This is a genomic window from Mesorhizobium sp. M1322, assembly GCF_040318085.1.
GTDB lineage: Bacteria > Pseudomonadota > Alphaproteobacteria > Rhizobiales > Rhizobiaceae > Mesorhizobium.
Window position 1 is genome coordinate 17,841 of record NZ_JAMYLP010000049.1, and the last position, 22,613, is coordinate 40,453.

Below are 22,613 nucleotides of genomic sequence, written 5' to 3' on the forward strand. Positions count from 1 at the left end.
CAATTTCCAGCCCCGATTTCGTGTCCAGGATCAGTCCCGCTTGACCGCGACCGGCGCTTCGGAAACAAGATCCGCGGCAGGCGCGGAAGCACCGCTTCGAGAGGGACAAAAAGTGAGTTTTTGGGGACTGGGGCAGCTCGGCATTTCAACGGTGATCTTCCTGCTGGCGGCGACGGCGGCGAAGCAATGGGGACTGGCGCCTACCCTTGGCAAGATCGTTTTGACGCTGGCGCTCTATTCGGCGGGCAATCTGATCATGCTGAGGCTGATCCGTGAATTCGGCATGTCGGTATCGTTCAGCCTGTCGGCGGTGATCCAACTGGTGTCGGTGAACGTGGTGGCCCTGGTGTTCTTCGGCGAGCGCGTCAATGCGTTGCAGGCCACCGGCATCGTGCTCGCCGTCGCAGCTGTGGCGCTGATCACACTCGGACCCTATCTGCAAAAATTGTAATTACGCATGACCCCGAAAATCGGAGCCGATTTTCGGAAAGGATCATGCGCAAAAAATTAAAGTGCTACAGCGTCCTTTGCGCGTTCAAAAGGACGCGCGGCGCTGTAGGACGATTGGGCCGATGAAGAATACCGCAAGCAAGCTGCTCAACTGGATCGAATTCCCGGTGCTGCTGGCCGGACTGGTCATCGCTGGCGGACTGTGGGGGTTCGAGGAACTGATGGAGGTGGCGCGAGACACTACGCCGCACGCCTTCGACACAGAAATCCTGCTCGCCTTCCGTGAAGCTGGCCAGCCCGACAATCCGATCGGACCTCTGTGGCTGGAAGGGGCGATGCGCGACATCACCAGCCTCGGCAGCGCCAGCGTGCTCGTGCTGATGACGGCGGCGGTGATTGTCTATCTGCTGCTGATCCACAGGCCGGGACCAGCGTTTCTCGTTTTCGTAGCAGTGGCGGGCGGGCAGGCCCTGTCGAGCACGCTGAAGCTCGGAATCGACCGGCCGCGCCCCGATCTGGTCTCGCATCTCGCCGACGTGGCATCGCTTTCGTTTCCGAGCGGCCACGCGATGCTGTCGGCGGTGACATATTTGACGCTGGGCAGCATGGCGTCGCGCTTCCTGCCTGGGCGAACGACCAAGATCTATGTGCTGGCACTGGCGGTGCTGACGACCCTGCTGGTCGGCATCAGCCGCGTCTATCTCGGCGTTCATTGGCCATCCGACGTGCTGGCCGGCTGGTGCGCCGGCTTCGCCTGGGCGATGCTGTGCTGGCTGGCCGCATGGGCGCTACAGCGATGGCGCGGGCAGACCGTCGGCGGCTGAACCGGCTGGTCAGACGGCGCTGTGTCGGTCGGCGCGGTCAAATCAGCGTGTTGACGATCTTACGCCCGCAACCTGCCAGCAGGAAAACTGTCGATACACGACGCGTAGCGCGCGGGGCTCCCCAGGACGCAAGCGCCCGTGCACGCCTGACACATGCATTATGATGGTTGAACCATCATGATGGCGGTATTATACATGTGGCGCAGACTCAGACAGGAGTTTTAACCGATGATCACTGCCGCGCAGATGCGCGCCGCAAGGGCGCTGGCCGGCATCGATCAGAAGACGCTCGCCGAGCGCGCCGGAGTATCGCTTCCAACCATCCAGCGCATGGAAGCGAGCGACGGCGTGGTCAGGGGCGTGGTCGACACGCTGATGAAGGTCATCCAGGCCCTCGATGAGGCGGGCGTGGAACTGATCGGCGAGAACCAGGTCAGCGAGCGCGGCGGCAGGGGCGTGCGCCTCAAGCCGATCGTGCCGCAGAACTCGCCCGGCTGAGCCGACAAAAGTCGCGACGGCGACCGCCGACAGTCCTGCCGACGATCCCGCCGCCTCCTTGGTTTTTATGCATGTCGTCGTCCCAAAACGACATGCATCAGGAGCGGAAGGCAGTCCATGGATCGAACCCGACGGGCAATTCATCAACCGGCCCAAAGTCCGGCAAAGCCGACATTTTCCGAACTGTTCACGCCGAAGCTGGTGACGGTGCTGCGCGAGGGCTACACACCAGAGCATTTCAAGGCCGATGCCATCGCCGGACTGACTGTGGCCATCGTGGCGCTGCCGCTGTCGATGGCGATCGCGATCGCATCGGGCGTGACGCCGGAGCGCGGGCTCTACACCTCCATCATCGGCGGCTTCCTCGTCTCGGCGCTCGGCGGCAGCCGCTTCCAGATCGGCGGACCGGCCGGCGCCTTCATCGTGCTGGTGGCGGCAACGGTGACGCGGGTCGGTGTCGACGGGTTGCTGCTGGCGACGATGATGGCCGGCATCTTCCTGCTCGCCATCGGCTATCTCAGGCTTGGCACCTACATCAAATTCATTCCCTACCCAGTGACCGTCGGCTTCACCGCCGGCATCGCCGTCATCATCTTCTCCGGCCAGATCGTCGAGTTGTTCGGGCTGAAGCTCCCCGGCATAGAACCTGGACCGTTGGTGCCGAAGCTGATGGCGATCGGCGAGGCCGCCGGCACGATCAATCTCGCCGCCACCTCCGTGGCAGTACTGACCATCGTCGCCATTGCCCTGATGAAGCGGTGGCGGCCGAAATGGCCCGCCATGCTGATCGCCATCAGTCTGGCGTCGCTTGTCGCGGCGCTGTTCTCGCTGCCTGCCGAAACGATCGGCACGCGCTTCGGCGGCATCCCGCGCAGCCTGCAGATGCCGGCCTTTCCGCCGATCAGCTTCGACAGGGCGATCGACGTCCTGCCGGACGCCATGGCGTTTGCGCTGCTCGGCGCGATTGAATCGCTGCTATCGGCGGTGGTCGCCGACGGCATGACGGGAAGGCGGCACCGCTCCAACTGCGAACTCGTGGCGCAAGGCTTTGCCAACATCGCGTCCGCCCTGTTCGGCGGCATCTGCACCACCGGCACCATCGCCCGCACGGCGACCAATGTGCGGGCCGGCGCGCATGGACCGGTTTCGGGCATGATCCACTCGGTCCTCCTGCTTGCCCTGATGCTGGTCGCGGCGCCGCTGGCCAGCTACATCCCGCTTGCAGCCCTTGCCGGCGTGCTGGCGGTGGTGTGCTGGAACATGTTCGAGAAGCAGGCCTTTGCCACGTTGCTGCGTGCCTCGCGCGGCGACGCGCTGGTGCTGATGGCGACGTTCCTGATCGTCATCTTCCGGGACCTCACCGAAGGCATCGTCGTCGGCTTCGCGCTGGGCTCGATCCTGTTCATCGACCGCATGGCCAAGAGCATTGCGGTTGAGCCGGACCAGAGACTGGTGCAGGACGATCTCGCCGACAGAACCGACGCCGCCAACGCATACGATTCCAGCGAAGCGAGCGATGCCGACACCGTCGTCTACCGGATTTCGGGCGCCTTCTTCTTCGGTGCCGCCTCGACCGTCGCCACGGTGCTGGACCGCATCGCCGACCAGCGCAAGAACTTCATCCTCGACTGCTCGGCGGTGCCGTTCTTCGATTCGACCGCGGCCAACGTCATCGAGGGCGCTGCTCACAAGGCGAGGCGCGCCGGCGTGCGCTTCATCATCTCAGGCGCTTCGCCGCAGACACGTCGCATGCTGATCAACCACGGCGTCAAACGGCCGCTGGTGACATACGCCGCCTCGATCAGGGATGCGCGGGCGCAACTGAAGAAAGCCGCCCCGGGAGAGGTCTAAACCTCCTCCTCTTTTGTCAACGATCTTGGGACGGATACCGACGCAAGGACCGCGTCAGACGGCGGCGCCCGGCGCGCTGGCGTCTTCGTGCGGCGGAGCGGCCAGATCGTCGCGCACTTTGCGCGCGAGTTTCCTTGTCGAGCGCCTGGGGCTGTCGCCGAACAGATCGGCTGCCGCGGCGAGACAGGTCTTTTTCAGGCTTTTCTCCGAGCGCTTCAACAGCTTGTTCAGGAGCCGCGTTTCTTGAGGAGAGCCGAGCGGCCGATCGTCGGCATCGAGAAGCGTTCGCAGGACGAACACATCATGCAGTTCGCCCAGTCTTTCGCCGAGTTCGTCGACCGCCTTGCGCCGGGCCTTGATCGGCGTCGGCCACAGCCTTCCGAGCAGCGACAGATGCATGCCGTGAGTCTTTGCCGCCTTACGCAGATCATGGAAATCATCGGCCGCGCCGCGGGAGCCTGCCTTGTCCAGCGCCTTTCTGGCGCGACGCAGAGTGATGCGGGCGCCTTCGGCAAGCACATCGGCGGCCTGTTCCGGCTGGTCGGGCAAGGCCAGCATATCGATCCGGCTGATACCCTCCTCGCAAGCGGAAATCGCGGCAGCTATCGCTGCGCCGAGGCCGGCTCCACCATGCAATTCGTGCTGGCGCGCCACGAGCGTGTCGCGAACGGCATCGAGACCGCCGCCGGCGCTTTGCTCGGGAAAGCTTGCTGCCAGTCGGTCGATGGTTTCAACCAGCGCGGTTGCCTCGCGCGGACCGGCAAGCAGGGCAGCCACCTGTCGGTAGCACTGATTCTCGGTCCCGCAAAATGTTTCGTCTCCGGAACGGACCAGTCGCAGCAAGGCGCGCACGCTCTTCAGCCGCTTGCGGCATTTGTGCAGCGCCTGTTCCGGCCTGTCGCGTGCCGTGTCCAGATGAACCCGCGCCTTGCCGATCTCCTCGGCGAGGATGCGCCGAACCTCGCCGGTCAACGGCAGGCGCGGATTGATGCGATAACTCATGCGGCGATCTCCGGAATCCCCTCGAGGGCGAGCGACGCGTTGTAGAACCTCTCCTCGCCGGTGACTTCGCGGCCGAGCCAATCTGGCAGCATTTCGTCCGGCACGTCCTCGGGCGTCTCAAGCTCGGCGACCACCAGACCGCTAAGCGTCCCGCCGAAGACATCGACTTCATAGAGATGGCCGCGATGCCTAACATGGTGGCGTGTCTTCTCGATGACACGTCCGATCGCGAAGGCCAGCATCTCTTCCGCCTCGGCCAGAGGGATCGGATATTCGAATTCGTCACGTTCGCGGGCTTTGCTGCCGAATTTGAGCGTCAGCTTTGCCGAGGCGCCGTCGCTGATGCGCACGCGCACCGAGCGGCCGGGTGCGGCGGCGAGATAGAACTGGCGAATGCGGATATCCGCTTCGACCAGATCCCGCCACTCATTGCCGGAGACCAGGAACTTGCGCTCGATTTCCTTGACCATGGCTTCGCAATAAAGCGCGTGCGGCTGGAGATGGCAAGACGAGACAGGCGGGGTTGACTTTAATCATTCGATTGATTAAATACTTGGTGTGAGCAAGCCAACAAACGCCAAAATTCCGCGTCGCGAGACATCTCCCGCCGACATGACGCGCGCAGCACTTGTCCGTGCGGCGCTGACGCTGTTCGGACGGCAGGGTTTCGACGGCACCTCGACGCGCGAGATCGCGGCTGAGGCCAAGGCCAATATCGGCTCGATCGCCTATCATTTCGGCGGCAAGGAAGGGCTTCGTGCGGCCGCGGCCGATTATATCGTCGACACCATCCAGACCATTGCCGGCCAGGCGATCGGCAATCTGCAGGCGCCAAGCGATTCCAATGGGGGCGATTCAGAAGCGGGCGACCCCGAAGCGGCGCGGGCACAACTCTTCACCGCGTTGGAGCGGATGGTGGCCTTCATCGTGGCTAGGCCGGAGGCCGGTGAGATCGTGCAGTTCGTCCTGCGTGAACTTTCGCATCCGACGGCGGCACTCGACCGCATCTATGACGGCGTGTTCGAGCCGACGCATCGCCGGCTCTGCCTGATCTGGGAGCAGGCAACGGGCGAGCCGGCCGAAAGCGAGGCTACCCGACTTACCGTGTTCACGCTGATCGGCCAGGTCGTCTATTTCCGCATCGGCCGCGAGGCGGTGATGCGCCGCATGGGCTGGCGAGCGATCGGAGATGCCGAGGCCACCAAGATTGCGGCGGCGGTGACGGATAATCTTGGGGCCATATTGGCCGCCCGAAAGGATCGTAGGTCATGAGTTTCCTCTGCTCTGTGCCGCTCGCCGCCCTGCTTTTCAGCGCCTGCGCACCGGCGGCACCACTCGCCGTCGGTTATGTCGAGGGCGACTATGTGCTGCTCGCGCCGATCGAGGTGGCGCAGGTCGAGACGATTTCGGTCAAGCGCGGCGACCGCGTCGCGCCGGGTACGCCTGTGGTGACGCTGGAAAGCGCCGACGCAAAAATAGCCGTCGCGCAAGCCGAGGCGGCCCTTGCCCAGGCCCAGGCGCAACTTGCCGACCAGCAGGTCGGCACACGGCCGGAAGAGATTGAGGTGCTCAAGGCGCCGGTGGCCACGGCCAACGCGCAGGTCGGCCAGGCGGAAGCCAATCACGCCGGCGGCGGCCTGCCGGCACGGCCGGAAACGATCAAGGCCGCCGAGAATCAGGTCAGCCAGGCGCAATCGGCGCTGGAGCAAGCGCGATGGCGGCTGTCGAAGCGTGTATTGGCGGCGCTGTCGCCCGGCCGCGTCAACGACGTGATCCGCAATCCGGGCGACACCGCCGGCCCGACCGCACCTGTCATTTCGATGCTGCCGGACGGCGCGGTGAAGCTCAGCGTCTATGTGCCGGAAAACGCGTTTTCGTCGGTGAAAGTCGGCACGCTGCTTAAAGTCCATTGCGACGGCTGCGGGCCGGACGTGAAGGCTCGCGTCAGCTATGTGTCGCCGGATCCGGAGTTCACGCCACCGGTGATCTACTCACTCGAGACCCGGCAGAAGCTGGTCTATCTGGTCGAGGCTCGGCCGGAGGGCGATGCCGGCGCGCTGCAACCGGGGCAGATCGTCGATGTCGATCTGGCGGATATCGGCAAATGAACGCCATCGATGTCCATGGCCTGGTCAAGCGTTTTGGTGACAAGACCGTCGTCGACCATGTGACAATGACGGTGGCAGAGGGCGAGATCGTCGGCTTCCTCGGCCCGAACGGTTCGGGCAAGACGACGACCATCCGCATCATGTGCGGCCTGCTTACGCCGGATGAGGGCGAAGGCACGGTGCTCGGCTTCGATATCCGCACCGACAGTCTGAGGATCAAGCGGGAAGTCGGCTACATGACGCAGAAATTCTCGTTCTACGAGGATCTGACCATCGCCGAGAACCTTGAATTCGTGGCGCGGCTCTATGAGCTGAAGCCGCTTGACGAGCATGTCGGCAGGACGCTGGAGGATCTTGGCCTCACCTCGCGCAGGGACCAGTTGGCCGGTACACTGTCCGGTGGCTGGAAGCAGCGGCTGGCACTGGCCGCCTGCATCATGCACAAGCCCAGATTGCTGTTGCTCGATGAGCCGACGGCGGGCGTCGATCCGAAAGCCAGGCGTGAATTCTGGGACGAGATCCACCGGCTGGCCAGCGGCGGACTGACCGTGCTGGTATCCACCCATTACATGGACGAGGCCGAGCGCTGCCACCGCATCGGCTACATTTCCTACGGCAAGATGCTGGCCACCGGCACGGTCGACGAGGTGGTCAGGAACGCCGGACTGACGACCTTCATCGTGCAGGGCCCGCAGCTCGATCGGGTTGCGGTCGCGCTCGAGGGCAAGGCCGGCGTCGACCAGGTGGCGCCGTTCGGCGCGACGCTGCATGTCGTCGGTTCCGACAAGAAGGCGCTTCAGGCAGCCCTCGCCGATGTCGAGAAACAGTACAAGGGCGTCACGGTGACGCCGGGCGAGACCAGCCTGGAGGATGTGTTCATCCAGTTCATGTCAGGCTCGAAGGACAATATGGGATGAGAAACGGGATAAACAGCGTCTTTTCCCTCGCCAGGCTCGGCGCGCTGCTGATCAAGGAGTTCATCCAGATGCGGCGTGACCGCATCACCTTCGTCATGATGCTGGGCGTGCCGCTGATGCAGCTGGTGCTGTTCGGCTATGCCATCAACAACGACCCGAAGAGCCTGCCGGCAGCCTTGGTGGCGATGAGCAGCGATCCTTACACGCGGGCCATGGTTTCGGCACTGCAGACCACCGGCTATTACCGGTTCGACCATGTCGCACAAAGTGCCGCCGAGGCGGAATTCCTGATGGCGCGTGGCGACGTCGCCTTCGTCGTCACCATCCCCGCCGATTTTGCCCGGCGGGTCGAGCGCGGCGACCAGCCGCAGATCCTGATCGAAGCGGACGCGACCGACCCGGCCGTCGCCAGCGGCGCCATCTCGACGCTCGGCACCGTCGCCAATCAGGCGCTGCTCAGGGCACGCGGCATTCAGGAGACGGCCGCCGAAGCTGCCCGGGGCCAGCTCGAAGTGGTGGTGCACCGGCGCTACAATCCGGAAGGTATCTCGCAATACAACATCGTGCCCGGCCTGCTCGGGGTCATCCTGCAGATGACGATGGTGATGATGACCTCGATTGCGCTAACGCGCGAGACCGAGCGCGGCACGATGGAAAACCTGCTGGCGATGCCGTCCAGCCCACTTGAGATCATGCTGGGCAAGGTGCTGCCTTATCTGGTGGTCGGCGCCGTCCAAGTGGTGGTGGTGCTGGCGGCGGCCAAGCTTTTGTTTGGCGTTCCGTTCACCGGGTCGTTGTCACTGCTGCTTGCGGCGGTTCTGGTCTTTGTGCTGGCGCTGGTGCTGCTCGGTTACACAATCTCGACGATGGCACGCACGCAGATGCAGGCACTGCAGCTCACCTTCTTCTTCTTCCTGCCGTCGATCCTGTTGTCGGGCTTCATGTTCCCCTATCGCGGCATGCCAGGCTGGGCGCAGATCTTCGGCGAGATCCTGCCGCTGACGCATTTCCTGCGCATCATCCGCGCGGTGATGCTGAAGGGCGCCGACCTGCCGGCGGTCGCAACCGAAATCGGTTGGCTGGTGGTGTTCGTGGCGCTGTTTGCCGGCGTGGCACTGGTGCGATTCCGCCGGACGCTGGACTAGTCAGCTCAAGCAGCCTACGCAAATGGCCGAAATGAGTGGAGGGCGAAACTCCAACTCGAACAGCAGCTCAGCTCACTTGGATGCATGATCATTCGGATCGAGAATTTTATGCGGGTCTGGCCTGGCCGGGACCGGTGGCAATTCAGGTGCGTCCAGTCCTTTGAAGGGATCGCGCCAGGCGTCGATTTCTTCAAGCCGACGATACCAGCGGCTGACCGAAGGGTAATCGTCGAGCGGCAATCTGGCGACGTCGTTGAAGGGCAGAAACGTCGCCATTCGAAAGTCGGCATAGGAAACGGAATTTTCGACCAGCCATTCTCGCTCGGAAAACGCGGCCTGAAGTGTTGCAGCGGCAGTGCGGAAGTCCCTCAATCCCTCCTCAACCCGGTGCTGATCGATCGGGCCAATCCCATACCGCTGTTTGGTCCCGCGTTCGAAATGCACGACGTCGCAAGCTCTCGCGAAGTTCTCTTTGCCCCAACTGAGCCATCGGATCATCTCGGGTTCGTCGTCGCCGGTCCGCCAGAGATCCGAATGCGCGTCGCGTGACAGCCGGCAGGCTATGGCGTCGGTCTCCCAGAGGCTTTTCCCCGAGCCTACGAGTATGGGCAGTGAAAGATTTGGATTTAGCGGGCGATATCGCTCAGCCTGCCCGGGAGCGAAGGGGGAGGCGAATTCAAACTCTACCTTAGCGTCGAGATAGCGTGCCACCGCCACCGCGAGGCGAGGATTGGGATTGCGGCTGAAGAGCAGTTTCATTCCGTGTCAGCCTTTGAATGGTGCTGGTTCGACTGGACGCCCAAGGGGCGCTTTGACGCTTTGTATCGGCGCGCGACCGGAACTGATCGCCACCTAAGCCGCCGCCATGATCTCCGCATAGGTGCTGAAATCGACATTGCCGCCGGACAGCACCACGGCAATGCATTTGCCTGATAGCTCGATCTCGCCCGACGACAGCGCGGCCAGCCCGACGCAGCCGCCGGGCTCGACCACCAGTTTGAGGTGAGCCATGGCGTCGCGCATTGCCTGTGCCGCGGCTCTGTCGGAAACGGCAATGCCGCCGGTGAGATTCTTGCGGTTGATCTCGAAGGTGATCGCGCCCGGCTCGGCGGTGAGGAGCGCGTCGCAGATCGAGATATGGCCGGGTTCGATCGAAACCCGCGCACCTCTGGCCAAGGAGCGACAGGTGTCGTCGAAATGCTCGGGTTCCACCGCCCAGACGGCCGTATCAGGTGATGCATCCTTGACCGCGATGGAGATGCCGCTGCTCAAGCCGCCGCCGCCGCAGGGAATGACGACCGCGTCGAGGCTCACGCCGAGCGCTTTCGCCTGCGCCATCAGTTCGAGGCCGATCGTGCCCTGGCCGGCGATGATGGCCGGATCGTCGAAAGGCGGGACCAGGACCATGCCCCGTTCGATGTACGGGCGAACCACCGTCATTCGGTCATCGCGGAAACGGTCGAACGGAACCACTTCCGCGCCCATTTTCCTGACATTGCCGACCTTCATTGCCGGCGCGTCAGTGGGCATGGCTATGACCGCCTTGACCCCGAACATCGCCGCCGAGGCGGCGACGCCTTGCGCATGGTTGCCCGACGAGAAGGCGACGACGCCACGGCTGCGCTCCTCGTCGCTCAGCGAAGACAGTTTATTGTAGGCGCCACGGAACTTGAACGAGCCGGTGCGCTGCAACGTCTCCGGCTTGAACAGTATCCTGGCGCCGAAGCGCTTGTTCAGCTCCGGCGATTCGATCAGCGGCGTTTCGACGATCAGGCCGGACAATCGCGCTGCTGCGGCGTGGATATCGGCGATGGCGGGAGGCGTCGGTGCGATCATGAAGTGGTCCCGTGGAAAGACATGTTACCTCTCATGATGCCCGGAAAGGGAGGCGGCGCACCAATGAAAAAATGTGACCGTTACAAATTCCCGCTAGTAGGAAGAGGGCTGTGTGCCTGTCACCTACCGCCTTCCCGGCCCTCCGCTATGGCTCCGGGCGTTCGTCGCTTCAATCGATAAATCATTGTCGATTGATCGGCTTCGCCGACCGGTCACCCCAAAAGCGTTCGTTGCCGTTTAGCGCCGCCCATCTTGCGCCAGTTGTTGAAGCGATGGGTGGCGGCGGCGAAGGAAATCTTCATCTGCTGGGCAACCGAATAGCGCGATTTGCCCTCGTCGAACAGGCGGTAGCAGCACTCGACGCCCTCCTCCGTCAGCTTCCCGTCAGGGGCCTTATTGTGCGGATTGGCCGGATCGAATTTTTCGACCTGCTGCTCGACCAGGCCTTTGAGGCGCTGCAGGTCGGCCTCGATACCGGCGATCAGGTCGAGAACGGGCTTCGGGTCGAAAGCATGGGCGGGCTGTTTTGCCGGCATCTACGGATTCCTTTCTCTTGGCTTAGGTTCAGCTATATAGGTGAACATTCGCCAATAATTAAGGGGCAGAGAAGGATTCCCAGAGTTCCTAATTTTGAACGCCCGGCCAACGGGCGTGATTGACCAAAGGCGCGCCAAACCCTAGTTTAGAATCGTTCTAAACTAGGGTGAATTTCTCATGCTTTCCCGTGTTTTCGGTTTTGACCGCCGTCCTTTCGAGTCGCTCTCGGAGCAAGAGATCCTGGCGCTAGCCATCTCTTCCGAGGAAGACGACGGGCGTATCTACCGTGCCTATGCCGACGGTTTGGCGGATAGCTTTCCGCATTCGGCCAAAGTGTTCGAGGAAATGGCCGAGGAGGAGGACGGCCATCGCGACTCGCTGATCGAACTTCACCGCGAGCGTTTCGGCGAGCGCATTCCGCTGATCCGGCGCGAGCATGTGAAGGGCTATTACGAGCGCAAGCCCGACTGGCTGGTCAGGCCGCTCGGCATCGAACATGTGCGCAGCCAAGCCGAGTCGATGGAGCGTCAGGCGTACCTGTTCTACGTCGAGGCGGCGAAACGCACCAGCGATGCCTCGACGCGAAAGCTGCTCGACGATCTGGCGGTGGCCGAACAGGGTCACGAGACGCTGGCACAGCGGCTGGAGCAAAAGCATGTGCCGGGCGCGGTGAAGGACGAGGAGGCAGCGGCCGAGCAGCGCCAGTTCATCCTGACCTATGTGCAGCCGGGACTGGCCGGGCTGATGGATGGATCGGTGTCGACGCTGGCGCCGATCTTTGCCGCGGCCTTTGCCACGCACGACACGTTCCAGACCTTCCTGGTCGGGCTTGCCGCCTCGATCGGCGCCGGCATCTCGATGGGTTTCACCGAGGTGGCTTCCGACGATGGCAAACTGTCGGGCCGCGGTTCGCCGGTGAAACGCGGCATCACCACAGGCGTCATGACGGCGCTGGGTGGTCTCGGTCACGCCTTGCCTTACCTCATTCCGTATTTCTGGACCGCGACAATTCTCGCGGTCGTGGTGGTGTTCTTCGAACTGTGGGCGATCGCCTTTGTACAGAACCGTTATATGCAGACGCCGTTCTGGCGCGCCGCCTTCCAGGTTGTGCTGGGCGGCGGGCTGGTGTTCGCGGCGGGCGTGCTGATCGGGAATGCTTAGCAATCCCTACCCATGCAGCGCCCGGCTGTCCTCAGGCGCCTCGGCACGTTCGGTCAGGCCATAGTCGCGCACGACATGGGCGATGCGCAGACGATAGCCGGCAAAGATGCCGCCGCGGCCGGCCTTCTGCGCCTGCCTATGTTCCTCCGTGTTGCGCCAGGCCTTCGCCGCCTCCTCGTCGCGCCAGAACGACAGCGACAGGATGCGGTTCGGGTCGGTGAGGCTCTGAAAGCGCTCGATGGTGAGAAACCCGTCGATGCCGTCGAGCAGCGGGCGCAGGTTGGCTGCGAGGCCGAGATAGGCGTCGCGCTTGCCCGCTGCCGGCTCGACCTCGAAGATGACGGCGATCATAGCTTCACCAGAGAGGCGTGCGGCCCGGAAGCGAGCTTCAGGAACGTGCGATCCTCCTTCAGGATGAATTTCTCACGCCGGGCGAATTCGTAATTCGCCCTGCCGGCCGGATCGGCCGCGAGCCTGACACGGTAGGCCTCGTAAGCGGCAAGGCTGTCGATGTTGTAGGCGGCGTAGGCGGTGGTGGCCGAGCCCTCATGCGGCGCGAAATAGCCGATCAGATCGGCGCCGCAGCGCGGGATCGCCTGACCCCAGTTGCGGGCATACTCCTCGAATGCCGCCTTGCCGAACGGGTCGATCTCGTAGCGGATGAAGCAGGTGATGGTCATCTTTTGTCTCCTTGCTGAATTCGTTGCGCCGACAGTTCGAGCGGGGTCGAAATATTCTGTGGAACGATGTGCTAGGCAATTTCCACGCTGATCACGCTTGCCAGAAGGACTTTGCGCATTCGCGGCGAACGTCGTCTGACGTCAGGCCAAGATCGCGCAAAAGGTGCTCGTCAATCTCGGCGAGGTCGAGGCGCTGCAGATGGCGGTCGTACCACCGCGCCAGGAGCCGCAGAAGCACCCGGCGCAAGATGATGAACGGGAACGGCCGACGGCCGAAGCGGCTAGCGGATACGGCGCTGGGGGCGGCTCTTGCGGTCATCGTCGTCTCCTTGATCTGAACCGAGAATAGTGATTATCTGACAAGGATGCTTCGATGATGGACGAACTATGCGTGAAGGACCTGACATAGCCCGCATCGCCAGCCTGGTCGGCGATCCGGCGCGGGCAAACATGCTGACGGCGCTGATGGGCGGTACGGCACTGACAGCGAGCGAACTGGCGCTCGAAGCCGGCGTTTCGCTGCCGACTGCCAGCTCGCATCTGTCGAAACTGATGGAAGGCGGGCTGCTGACGCTGGCAAGCCAGGGGCGGCATCGCTACTACGGGCTCGCCGGGCCGCAGGTGGCAGGCATGATCGAGGCTATCACCGGCGTCGCTGCTGCGGTTGGGCCGCAGCGGGTGCGGCCGGGTCCGCGTGATGCGGCAATGCGCGTGGCGCGGGTCTGCTACGACCACCTCGCCGGCGAGCAGGCCGTGGCGATGCTGGATCGTCTTGTCGCTCGACAAGTCCTCATCTGCGACGACAAGGAGATCAGGCTTGGGCCGTCGGCCGTCTCGCATTTCGCCGCGATCGGCATTGATGTCGAGAGCAAGGCGCGACGACCGCTGTGCCGAGCCTGCCTCGACTGGAGCGTGCGGCGCTCGCATCTGGCCGGCACGCTGGGCGCTGCCATTCTCGACAAGATCCTTCTGGAGAAATGGGCGCGGCGCGAAAAGGACAGCCGTGCGGTCGTCTTTTCGCCGTCGGGCAAGCAGGCTTTCGAGAGGGTGTTTCTCGCATGATTGTCAGCCGCGCTTGAGCGGCTTGCCCTGCTTGAAAAAATCCGCCCACGGATCGGCTTTCGCCAACTGCTTCAGCGTCGTCTTGTCGCCGATCGGAAATGCGTTCGGCACCAACCCCGCCTCGATCTCCGCCCAGATCGCCGGCATCGATACGGTAGCACCCTTCTTGGCCCGCGACGAATAGGGCGCCACCGTGGTCGAGCCGCGGCCGTTGCGCAGATAGTCGACGAAGACCTTGCCGGTGCGCGCCTTCTTCGACAGCGTCGCCGTGTAGCGCTCGGGTGCCGCCTGCTCGAGGGCGCGGGCGAAATCATGGGCAAAGTCTTTCACCTCATCCCAATCCGCTGAAGGTTTCAGCGGCACGACGACATGGTAGCCCTTGCCGCCCGACGTCTTGACGAAATTCGGCAACGACAGCTCATCGAGCTGGCCGTGAATTTCAAGCGCCGCCGCGCGCACCGCTTTCACGTCGACGCCTTCGTCGGGATCGAGATCGAAGATGATCTGGTCCGGCTTGTCCAGTTCGTCGATGGTGCAGCCCCAGATATGGATCTCGACCACACCGAGCTGGACCAAGGCAGCGACACCGTCGAAATCGCGGATGAACAGAATCTCCTCGCCGTCCGTCGGATCCTTCATCCTGGCGATCTTGTCATGCATGCCGGCCGACGCGTGCTTCTGGAAAAAGCGTTGGCCCTCGACGCCGTCCGGCGCGCGGACCAGGCTGAGCGGCCGGTTGACGACGAATTGTTGCATGCGCGGCCAGACCAAAGCGTAATGATCGAGCAGGCCCTGCTTCGAGATCTTCTCCTGCGGCCACAGAAGCTTGTCGGGATGAGAAAGCTTTACGACGGTGTTCGCCGCCCGCGCGGATTTCACAGAGGTGAGTATCCCCTTGTCGCCGGCAGGCTTTGCCTTGGTGTCGGCCTTGCCTGCGGGTGCTTTCGGCTTTTCCTGCACGACTTCCTCCGCCGGTTTGTCCTCGCGCAATCCCTCGAACGAGCGTGGCGCATCATACGGTCGACGTTCAGGTACGGAAAGTGAGGCAAAGCCGGGTTGTCCGGCCCTGCCTCGATCGACAGTCTACTCGGCGGCCTGAAGGTTGACCTTGGCTTCCGCAATCTCGGTAAGCTTGCGGTCGGTCGCCTGCTCTTCCTTGATGTTGTTGGCCAGGACATTGGCGCAGTCGGTGCGGCCAAGCTGCTTGGCCCAAGCGATCAACGTGCCATAACGGGTTATCTCATAGTGCTCGACTGCCTGCGCGGAGGCGATCAGGGCGGCGTCGAGAACGTCCTTGTCGTCGATGTCGCCGCTGACTTCATCGGCTTCCTCAAGAATGCCGTCGATGGCCGGGCAGTTGACCGTCTTGGCTTTCACGCCATGCAGCTCGAACACCTTCTCGACCCGCTCGATATGGCCTTTGGTCTGGCCGAGGTGCTTCTCCAGGCCGGCTTTCAGCTGCGGATCGGTCGCCTTGTCGATCATCTTCGGCAACGACTTCTCGATCTGTTTTTCGGCGTAATAGATGTCGCGCAGCGTGTGGACGAAGAGGTCATCCAGCGTCTTGATGTCTTTCGAAAAGAAACCCATGGCTTTTGCCTTTCCATTGTTCTTGCTGTGTTGGAGTCCCGACGGCGGTTCCGCACGGAAGCCGCTGCCTGCTGGGGCCGGGTGGGTCCCGGCTCTTAGCGTCAACGTGCGGCGATCGGGCGGGTTCCTGGCTTTTCCGAGCAAGCAGGGAAATTTGGGCAAGCACGGAAATTTCGCGGCGCCGGCCAAAGTTGAAACACAAGCGCGTCAGAGCGACATCCAAACGAAACATATGTGATGCAAAAGTCACACTAGCCGGAATGCCGACGAACTGCATGGAAAGACCCCGAATCAGCCGCATTCCAGCCACGAACCAAGGCCTTTTTGACCAAAGATTAACATCGTGTTCACCGACTATTCACGCCTCGACGCTATGATCCCAGCAATTCGGAAGGGACATCCGAAATAGGGACAGGGACAGGGAAAATGAACTTCTTGACGCACCTCATCGGCTACGCTGCCGCCATCCGCGAATTCGTCGCGCCGACCTACCGGCCGGAGCGCTATTACATGCGCGGCCCAGGCCCCGCTTGCGCACGCCGCGGCCACACGCTCGGCATCAGCGCGCACTGATGACGACCATGGCAAGCCGTCACGACAGCCGGATCTGCAGGCCGGCCGCCGATCACCGTGCGACGACCTATCGCGCGGAACGTCCTGCGTTCGCCGACAGGCGGCGGCGACATCGCCAAGGTTCTGAGATTCAAGGCTTTGAGATTCTGGGGCTTTGATCTCGCCCCTGGCAAGCTTAGTGTCGTTTGACACCAAGCAGCCGGGACTCGCGTGACCACCCAGCCAGACCATCCTCCTGAAAAGCCAGCCTTCGATGCAAGCCAGCCGTTGATCGTGTTCGATGGCGTCTGCGTGCTGTGTTCTGGCTTCGTGCGCATGGTGGTCAGGCTCGACCGCAAAAGCCGCTTCCGCTTCGCCACGGCGCAGTCACCGCTCGGTGAAGCGCTGTTTCGAAAATACAGGCTGCGTACCGACAGCTACGAAACCAATCTGGCCCTCATCGACGGCGAGGCGTTTACCCGGCTCGACAGTCTCGTTGCCGCCATGGCCGAACTCGGCTGGCCGTGGCGGGCGGCGAGGTCTTTACTCCTGCTGCCGCGCCCACTCCGCGACTGGCTCTACGATCGCGTTGCGAAGAACCGTTACGCGCTGTTCGGCAGGAAAGAGAGCTGCGAGATTCCATCCGCCGAGTTGAAAGGGCGGCTGATTGGCTAGGCCGGCCACTGCAAGGCCTCTATCCTGCCCGATACCGCCGGCGGATCGGCACCCCCCTTTGCCGGAATCATCCGCTACCGCGGCTGGCTCGAACCTTCGCACGGCTCCAGCAAGATCGTGTCGCCTGCCGTATTGGCGAGTTCGCGGCAGCCCTGACCCGTGCACAGCGTCCAGCCTTCACCCGTCGCGCCGGAGGCCGCGAGCGCAAGGCTTCGCTGCGGCGCCATCTTGGGTTTATAGACCCACCAACCGTTCCGCAGCACCGAGCCTTCCGGCGGTTCCATGCCGGCGCCCGAGCCTTTGATCCGCGCCTCGGCGATCTGCACGCCGGAAGGCATCACCTTCCAGTCTTCCTGCCAATGCGTTTTTTCCACCGAATGCGTCCAGGAAAGCGTGAAGGCGGCAACAGTGAGCGTCACCGTCTTGCCGGCAGCCAGGATACAGAGGCTCATGCGGCGCCGGACGCCTGCCGCGCGCGCCAGCAGTGCCAGCCGATCCAGACGAAAGAGAGCGCCCAGCCGGCTTCGTCGGTGACAGGCAGCGCGGCAACCAGCAGCACGCCGGCGGCGAAGGCGACGAGCCGTTCCCACCAGACCATGCGCCGGGCGAGGAACCCGACGGCGGCTGCGCCCCACAGGGCAATACCCATGCAGGCCTTGGCGACGATATAGGCGACCTCGACGGGATAGCCGAACTGGGCGGCGATCGGGCCGGGGTCCTGCAGCATCAGCGCCGGGGTGTAGACCGCCATGAACGGCACGACGAAGCCGGCGACGGCAAGCTTGGTGGCCTGGATGCCGATCTTGAGGCCGCTCTCCTTGGCCATCGGCGCGGCGGCGAAGGCGGCCAGCGCCACCGGCGGTGTGAGGTCGGCCATGATGCCGAAATAGAAAACGAACATATGACTGACCATTAGCGGCACGCCGAGTGACAGCAGTGCCGGCCCGGCCAGCGACGAGGTGATGATGTAATTGGGGATCGTCGGTATGCCCATGCCGAGCACCAAGCAGGTCAGCATGGTCAGTACCAGCGATAGGAACAGATTGTTCTCGCCAATGGAGATGATCCAGCCGATGAAGGTCGAGGCGATGCCGGTGAGCGTCAAAGTGCCGATCACAACGCCGACGATGGCACAGGCGATGCCGACCGGCAGCGCATTCTTTGCCCCCTCGGCCAGCGAATCTATGCATATCTGCAGTGTCTCGCGCCCGCCCCTGAAGGTGACGCAGGCGACAATTAGCGCTGCGATCACAAAACTGAGGATATTGACGCCGAACCTCATGAAAGAGGCGGCGGCAAGCCCGAGCGCCAGCCAGAAGACGACGCGAAAGGCGAGCGGCCCGATCAGCGCCGCCAGCGGCGTGCCGAGGATGAGCACGATGGTCAGCGCCAGACCCATGGTGCCGGCGAAGATCGGCGTATAGCCGGCAAACAGCAGATAGATAAGCGCGGCCAGCGGCAGCACCAGCGGCCAATGTCTTCTCACCGCGTCCCACGGATTGGGCAGGTCGGCCTTGGCCATGCCCTGCAGGCCGGCCTTGCCGGCTTCCAGGTAGACCTGCCAGAAGCAGGCGCCGAAATAGAGCAGCGCCGGGATGATCGCCGCCTTGACCACCTCGGCATAGGGAATGTTCAGCGTCTCGGCCATGATGAAGGCGACCGCGCCCATCACCGGCGGCATGATCTGGCCACCCATCGACGAGGTCGCCTCGACGGCGCCGGCGAAAGCGGACCGGAAGCCGAAGCGCTTCATCAGCGGGATGGTGAACTGGCCGCTGGCCACCACATTGGCGACGCCGGAGCCGGAAATCGTGCCCATCAGCGCCGAGGACAGGACGCAGACTTGGGCCGGGCCGCCGCGCCATGTGCCGACCAAGCCAAGGGCGAAATCGTTGAACAGCGCGATCATGCCGGCGCGTTCGAGAAAGGCGGCGAAGACGACGAAGATGAAGATATAGGCGGCCGAGACGTAGACCGGCGTGCCGTATATGCCTTCGGTGCCAAAGGCGAAGGTGTCGACGAGCTGAGCGAAATCATAGCCGCGATGGATGAAGGGCGGCGGCAGATGATTGCCGAAGAAAGCGTAGGCGAGAAAGATCAAAGCGATCAGGGCAAGCGGCAGCCCCATCAGCCGCCGCGCGGCCTCGAAGACCAGAACGACCAGCACCGTGCCGACGATCAGGTCCGGCGGGGTGAGGAAGCCGGAACGCCGGATGAGGTCGGTATAGAACACCCAATTGTAAAGGCCGGTGGCAAAGCCGAGCACGCCGAGCACCCAGAACGCTGCTTTCGCCGGTGTGCTTGTAGCGCGCAGATTGGCGATCAGGCCAAAGCCGAGCAGCAGCAAGAAGCCGACATGCATGGCGCGCACCACCTGGCTCGGCAGGCTGCCATAGGCGGCGATGTAGATTTGGAAGACGGAGAAGGCGATGGCGATGAGAAAGGCGGCCTTGCCGGCGATGCCTTCGCCGAAACCCGGCGGCAGGCCCTCGACCGGGGCTTCGGCTGTGGGGGAAAGAACGGTCGGGGTTTCGGTCATTGGCGGGTTCCTGGCGGGCGCCCCTCCCCCTTGAGGGGAGGGTGGACAGCCGCCGAAGGCGGATGGACGGGTGGGGTCGTTGCGGCAGTGCGCGGCCTGAACCGACCCCACCCGCCTCGCTTCGCTCGGCACCCTCCCCTCGAGGGGGAGGGAGCGCCCTACTTCACCAACCCCTTCTCCTTGTAATACCGCTCGGCGCCGGGATGCAGCGGCACCGGCATGCCGTCGAGCGCCTTGGCCATGTCGATCGCCTTGGCGGCGGCGTGAGCAGCAGCGAGTTGGTCGAGATTTTCGAACAGCAGCTTGGTCATTTGATAGGCGGTCTCGTCGGAGACGTCGGCATGGGTGATGAGGAAATTGCCAACGGCGGCGGTCGCGACATCCTCGGTCTGGCCCTCATAGGTGCCCTTGGGAATGGCCACCGAAAGATAGGGCGAGCCGATCTTGGCGACGTCCTCCGCCGGCACGGCGACGACGTTGATCGGCACCGACGTGGCGAGATCGCGGATCGAGGCAACGCCGAGCCCGGCCGATTGCAGCGTGGCGTCGAGCTGGCGGTTCTTGATCAGCTCGACCGATTCGGCGAAGGGCAGATACTCGACCTGTCCAAGATCCTCGTATTTCAGCCCGGCGGCGGCGAAGATGGCGCGGGCGTTGAGCTCGGTGCCGGAGGCCGGTGCGCCGACCGACAGGCTCTTGCCCTTGAGGTCGGCGAGCGTCTTGATGCCGGACTCCTTGCTGGCAACGATCTGGATGTAGTTGGGGTAGATGGCGGCGATGCCGCGCAGCTTATCGAGCTTGCCCGGGAAGCCGGCTTCGGTGTTGCCCTCGGCGGCCAGTTTGACGGCATCGCCGAGCGCGAAGGCGATCTCACCTTTGCCCTGCTGCAACAGGTTGAGGTTCTCGACCGAAGCTTTCGTCGCCTGCACCTGGGTGCGGGCGCCTTCGATGCCCTTGCCGTAGATTTCCGACAGCGCGACGCCGAGCGGATAATAGACGCCCGAAGTGCCGCCGGTCAGCACGTTGATGAATTCCTGTGCCTTGGCCGACGCCGCGCCAAGACCTAGCGACAGCGCCAGCGCGCCGGCGGCAACAAACTTCGTCCTGAAATTGAGCATATGATTTCCTCCCTGAAATATCAGCCGTACCACCCTCTCCAGCACGAACCGACGCGAGTTTAGACAGCGGGCGGGAAATGCCAACCCGGTATTGCACTGATTAGACGAACGATTGAGTGTCCGCTTGCGCGAGATGCCATCCGAGCCGAAAGATTTTTGCAGCGTCTGTCGAAATCGCGCCAGGCTGCGCGACATTGGTGCGGCCGGCAACGATGCGGCCTTCGAAAAACGGGAGAAGACCATGCGATACATGCTTTTGATCTACAATGACGAAGCCGCAATGGCGAATGCGCCGACCGATAGGACCTTCGAGATCAGCGCAGCCTATGGCGCCTATACAGAGGCGTTGAAGAAATCCGGCGCCTGGCTGGCCGGCGACCGGCTGAAGCCGACCCAGGCCGCGACCTCTGTGCGGATGGCCAACGGCAAGACCAACGTGCTCGACGGCCCGTATGCCGATACCAAGGAGCAACTTGCCGGCTTCTACATGATCGAAGCGACGGACATCGACACGGCCATCGAATGGGCTGCGCGCTGTCCGGCAGCCAGCACCGGCACGGTCGAGGTGCGACCGATCTGGGAAATGACGGAGTACTTATCTGAGAAATGACCATGTGATGGACAGACGCCCGGAGATCGCGCGGGCGGCGGCGGAAGCGGCCGCCCGGCAAAGCTACGGGAAGCTGATCGCCTATCTCGCCGCGCGCATGCGTGACGTGACCGGCGCCGAGGACGCGCTGGCCGACGCCTTTGCGGCGGCGCTGGAGCGCTGGCCGCAAACAGGCGTGCCGCAGAAGCCGGAAGCCTGGCTGCTGGCGGTGGCGCGCCGGCGCCGCGTCGACGCCGTCAGACGGCGGCTGACCGGCGAAGCGGGCCGCGACCATCTCAGGCTGATCGCCGAGGAGATCGAGGCCCGCATGGTCGATGAAGACCTGCCCGACGAGCGGCTGCGGCTGATGTTTGCCTGTGCCCATCCAGCGATCGAGGCCGGCGTGCGCGCGCCGCTGATCCTGCAGGCGATTCTGGGCTTCGACGCGGCAACGATCGCCTCGGCTTTCCTGGTATCGCCGGCAACGATGGGCCAGCGCCTAGTGCGCGCCAAAAGTCGCATCCGCGAGACCGGCGTTCCGTTCCGGGTGCCGGAGCGGGCAGAGCTTGGCGAGCGGCTGGATGCGGTGCTGGAAGCGATCTACGCCGCGTTCGCCGAAGGCTGGTCCGACCCGGCCGGCACCGAGACCCGGCGCCGCAATCTCGCGACCGAAGGCATCTGGCTCGGCCGGCTGGTGGCGTCGCTGATGCCGGATGAGCCGGAAGCGCTCGGCCTGCTGGCGCTGATGCTGTTTGCCGAGGCGCGGCGTGCGGCGCGACGCAACGCCGCCGGAGACTATGTGCCATTGGCCGAGCAGGAGCTCGCGCTGTGGGACGGCGCCTTGATCGACGAAGCAGAGACACTGCTGAGGCGCGCCGCGACCAGCGGCGTCGTCGGCCGCTACCAACTCGAGGCAGCCGTGCAATCCGCCCATACGACGCGGCGGCTGACCGGCCGGACCGACTGGGTCGCGATCCGACATCTTTACGACGCGCTCTCGGTGATTGCCGGCTCGCCGGTGGTGTCGATCAACCGTGCGGTGGCCATTGCCGAGGCCGACGGCGCAGCAGCGGGATTGAGCGCTCTTGATGAACTTGGCGACGACAAGCGGCTGCATGATTATCAGCCTTATTGGGCCGCCCGCGCCGGCCTCCTGGCCAGGCTCGGCAAAACTCGGGAAGCGACTGAGGCCTATGACCGGGCGATCGGCCTCGAACGCGACCCCGCCGTGCGCCGGTTCCTGCAGGAACGACGGGCGGGACTCGCAGCCGAAGAATGAGGTCCGGGAAAGGCCGGGGATCAGACATGATCCGATGTTTGGGATCTAAGGCCGAGCGCTGGCGCCGCCCCTCATTGCCCTGCCGGGCATTTCTCCCCGTTTACGGCAGGGCTGTCCGGGGAAAGTTTTGAGTGAATCGAAATGCCACATGTGCATGCCCCGTAAAACGGGTTTTGTCCGTCTTCTCTCTGGTTGTCGAG

26 protein-coding genes and 1 pseudogene are annotated in these 22,613 nt (G+C 63.5%); 14 read left to right on the top strand and 13 right to left on the bottom strand.

Annotated elements, in window-relative coordinates:
- Positions 1-112: 112 nt before the first annotated feature.
- From NKH12_RS18420 to NKH12_RS18435, 4 genes are all read left to right on the top strand, one after another.
- The gene (locus tag NKH12_RS18420) at positions 113-451 is read left to right on the top strand and encodes a hypothetical protein (RefSeq protein WP_352954438.1); all 339 of its coding nucleotides are present in this window, start codon (positions 113-115) and stop codon (positions 449-451) included.
- A gap of 121 nt (positions 452-572) precedes the next feature.
- The gene (locus NKH12_RS18425) at positions 573-1,274 is read left to right on the top strand and encodes a phosphatase PAP2 family protein (RefSeq protein ID WP_352954439.1); all 702 of its coding nucleotides are present in this window, start codon (positions 573-575) and stop codon (positions 1,272-1,274) included.
- A 228-nt stretch (positions 1,275-1,502) separates the two neighbouring features.
- Positions 1,503-1,772, top strand: coding sequence for a helix-turn-helix domain-containing protein (locus NKH12_RS18430; protein ID WP_352954440.1), 270 nt, complete (start codon positions 1,503-1,505; stop codon positions 1,770-1,772).
- Between the two features lie 117 nt (positions 1,773-1,889).
- Positions 1,890-3,623 (top strand): SulP family inorganic anion transporter, encoded by a 1,734-nt coding sequence (locus NKH12_RS18435; RefSeq protein ID WP_352954441.1) that lies wholly within the window; start codon positions 1,890-1,892, stop codon positions 3,621-3,623.
- Between the two features lie 54 nt (positions 3,624-3,677).
- Here NKH12_RS18435 and NKH12_RS18440 read toward each other — a convergent pair whose 3' ends face one another.
- Both NKH12_RS18440 and NKH12_RS18445 read right to left on the bottom strand, forming a co-directional pair.
- Entirely contained in the window at positions 3,678-4,625 is a 948-nt protein-coding gene (locus tag NKH12_RS18440; RefSeq protein WP_352954442.1) for a CHAD domain-containing protein, read from the bottom strand.
- Positions 4,622-5,095 carry a CYTH domain-containing protein gene (locus NKH12_RS18445; RefSeq protein ID WP_352954443.1) on the bottom strand — a complete coding sequence of 158 codons (474 nt, stop codon included), beginning with the start codon at positions 5,093-5,095 and terminating at the stop codon, positions 4,622-4,624. The genes NKH12_RS18440 and NKH12_RS18445 overlap by 4 nt, the downstream gene beginning before the upstream one ends.
- Before the next feature lie 142 nt (positions 5,096-5,237).
- Between NKH12_RS18445 and NKH12_RS18450 the strand changes: the two genes are divergently transcribed.
- From NKH12_RS18450 to NKH12_RS18465, 4 genes are read left to right on the top strand one after another with little or no spacing between them, the layout of a single operon-like run.
- Positions 5,238-5,897, top strand: coding sequence for a CerR family C-terminal domain-containing protein (locus NKH12_RS18450; RefSeq protein WP_502910813.1), 660 nt, complete (start codon positions 5,238-5,240; stop codon positions 5,895-5,897).
- Positions 5,894-6,733 (top strand): HlyD family secretion protein, encoded by an 840-nt coding sequence (locus NKH12_RS18455; protein ID WP_352954445.1) that lies wholly within the window; start codon positions 5,894-5,896, stop codon positions 6,731-6,733. The genes NKH12_RS18450 and NKH12_RS18455 overlap by 4 nt, the downstream gene beginning before the upstream one ends.
- Entirely contained in the window at positions 6,730-7,650 is a 921-nt protein-coding gene (locus tag NKH12_RS18460; RefSeq protein WP_352954446.1) for an ABC transporter ATP-binding protein, read from the top strand. The genes NKH12_RS18455 and NKH12_RS18460 overlap by 4 nt, the downstream gene beginning before the upstream one ends.
- 8 nt (positions 7,651-7,658) lie before the next feature.
- Positions 7,659-8,795 carry an ABC transporter permease gene (locus tag NKH12_RS18465; protein ID WP_352954463.1) on the top strand — a complete coding sequence of 379 codons (1,137 nt, stop codon included), beginning with the start codon at positions 7,659-7,661 and terminating at the stop codon, positions 8,793-8,795.
- 72 nt (positions 8,796-8,867) lie between these two features.
- Here NKH12_RS18465 and NKH12_RS18470 read toward each other — a convergent pair whose 3' ends face one another.
- From NKH12_RS18470 to NKH12_RS18480, 3 genes are all read right to left on the bottom strand, one after another.
- Positions 8,868-9,554 (bottom strand): glutathione S-transferase family protein, encoded by a 687-nt coding sequence (locus NKH12_RS18470; protein WP_352954447.1) that lies wholly within the window; start codon positions 9,552-9,554, stop codon positions 8,868-8,870.
- A gap of 93 nt (positions 9,555-9,647) precedes the next feature.
- Positions 9,648-10,631 (bottom strand): threonine/serine dehydratase family protein, encoded by a 984-nt coding sequence (locus NKH12_RS18475; protein ID WP_352954448.1) that lies wholly within the window; start codon positions 10,629-10,631, stop codon positions 9,648-9,650.
- Positions 10,632-10,843: 212 nt separating this feature from the next.
- Positions 10,844-11,167 (bottom strand): hypothetical protein, encoded by a 324-nt coding sequence (locus tag NKH12_RS18480; protein WP_352954449.1) that lies wholly within the window; start codon positions 11,165-11,167, stop codon positions 10,844-10,846.
- 178 nt (positions 11,168-11,345) lie between these two features.
- Between NKH12_RS18480 and mbfA the strand changes: the two genes are divergently transcribed.
- Complete coding sequence (gene mbfA, locus NKH12_RS18485; RefSeq protein WP_352954450.1) at positions 11,346-12,329, top strand: iron exporter MbfA; 984 nt, start codon at positions 11,346-11,348, stop codon at positions 12,327-12,329.
- A gap of 6 nt (positions 12,330-12,335) precedes the next feature.
- Here the strand turns inward: mbfA and NKH12_RS18490 are convergent, their stop codons facing one another.
- The 3 genes from NKH12_RS18490 to NKH12_RS18500 form a co-directional block, all read right to left on the bottom strand.
- Positions 12,336-12,680: an antibiotic biosynthesis monooxygenase family protein gene (locus NKH12_RS18490; protein ID WP_352954451.1), complete on the bottom strand. Its 345-nt coding sequence runs from the start codon at positions 12,678-12,680 to the stop codon at positions 12,336-12,338.
- The gene (locus NKH12_RS18495) at positions 12,677-13,009 is read right to left on the bottom strand and encodes an NIPSNAP family protein (protein WP_352954452.1); all 333 of its coding nucleotides are present in this window, start codon (positions 13,007-13,009) and stop codon (positions 12,677-12,679) included. The genes NKH12_RS18490 and NKH12_RS18495 overlap by 4 nt, the downstream gene beginning before the upstream one ends.
- Positions 13,010-13,100: 91 nt before the next feature.
- Positions 13,101-13,328 (bottom strand): DUF1127 domain-containing protein, encoded by a 228-nt coding sequence (locus NKH12_RS18500; RefSeq protein ID WP_352954453.1) that lies wholly within the window; start codon positions 13,326-13,328, stop codon positions 13,101-13,103.
- A 68-nt stretch (positions 13,329-13,396) separates the two neighbouring features.
- Here NKH12_RS18500 and NKH12_RS18505 point away from each other — a divergent pair, with 68 nt between their 5' ends.
- A complete protein-coding gene (locus NKH12_RS18505; protein WP_352954454.1) occupies positions 13,397-14,071 on the top strand; it encodes an ArsR/SmtB family transcription factor in 675 nt (224 codons plus the stop codon).
- Between the two features lie 3 nt (positions 14,072-14,074).
- On the opposite strand, the pseudogene ligD reads toward NKH12_RS18505, so the two are convergent.
- Positions 14,075-15,093: pseudogene (ligD, locus tag NKH12_RS18510) on the bottom strand (DNA ligase D); the annotation flags it as partial.
- 61 nt (positions 15,094-15,154) lie between these two features.
- Positions 15,155-15,661, bottom strand: coding sequence for a YciE/YciF ferroxidase family protein (locus NKH12_RS18515; RefSeq protein ID WP_027154740.1), 507 nt, complete (start codon positions 15,659-15,661; stop codon positions 15,155-15,157).
- 426 nt (positions 15,662-16,087) lie between these two features.
- On the opposite strand from NKH12_RS18515, the gene NKH12_RS18520 reads away from it, so the two are divergent.
- Positions 16,088-16,234, top strand: a complete 147-nt coding sequence (locus tag NKH12_RS18520) for a hypothetical protein (RefSeq protein WP_023801394.1) — start codon at positions 16,088-16,090, stop codon at positions 16,232-16,234.
- Positions 16,235-16,444: 210 nt separating this feature from the next.
- Complete coding sequence (locus NKH12_RS18525; protein ID WP_352954455.1) at positions 16,445-16,888, top strand: thiol-disulfide oxidoreductase DCC family protein; 444 nt, start codon at positions 16,445-16,447, stop codon at positions 16,886-16,888.
- A 74-nt stretch (positions 16,889-16,962) separates the two neighbouring features.
- On the opposite strand, the gene NKH12_RS18530 is transcribed toward NKH12_RS18525, so the two are convergent.
- The 3 genes from NKH12_RS18530 to NKH12_RS18540 form a co-directional block, all read right to left on the bottom strand.
- Positions 16,963-17,340 (bottom strand): DUF1850 domain-containing protein, encoded by a 378-nt coding sequence (locus tag NKH12_RS18530; protein ID WP_352954456.1) that lies wholly within the window; start codon positions 17,338-17,340, stop codon positions 16,963-16,965.
- Positions 17,337-19,427 (bottom strand): TRAP transporter permease, encoded by a 2,091-nt coding sequence (locus tag NKH12_RS18535; RefSeq protein ID WP_352954457.1) that lies wholly within the window; start codon positions 19,425-19,427, stop codon positions 17,337-17,339. Before NKH12_RS18535 ends, NKH12_RS18530 begins: the two co-directional genes overlap by 4 nt.
- A gap of 158 nt (positions 19,428-19,585) precedes the next feature.
- Positions 19,586-20,545 (bottom strand): TAXI family TRAP transporter solute-binding subunit, encoded by a 960-nt coding sequence (locus NKH12_RS18540; protein WP_352954458.1) that lies wholly within the window; start codon positions 20,543-20,545, stop codon positions 19,586-19,588.
- A 241-nt stretch (positions 20,546-20,786) separates the two neighbouring features.
- Between NKH12_RS18540 and NKH12_RS18545 the strand changes: the two genes are divergently transcribed.
- Together NKH12_RS18545 and NKH12_RS18550 are read left to right on the top strand one after the other, a co-directional pair.
- Positions 20,787-21,155, top strand: coding sequence for a YciI family protein (locus tag NKH12_RS18545; protein WP_352954459.1), 369 nt, complete (start codon positions 20,787-20,789; stop codon positions 21,153-21,155).
- 7 nt (positions 21,156-21,162) lie between these two features.
- Positions 21,163-22,413 (top strand): RNA polymerase sigma factor, encoded by a 1,251-nt coding sequence (locus NKH12_RS18550; RefSeq protein ID WP_352954460.1) that lies wholly within the window; start codon positions 21,163-21,165, stop codon positions 22,411-22,413.
- Positions 22,414-22,613: the final 200 nt, after the last annotated feature.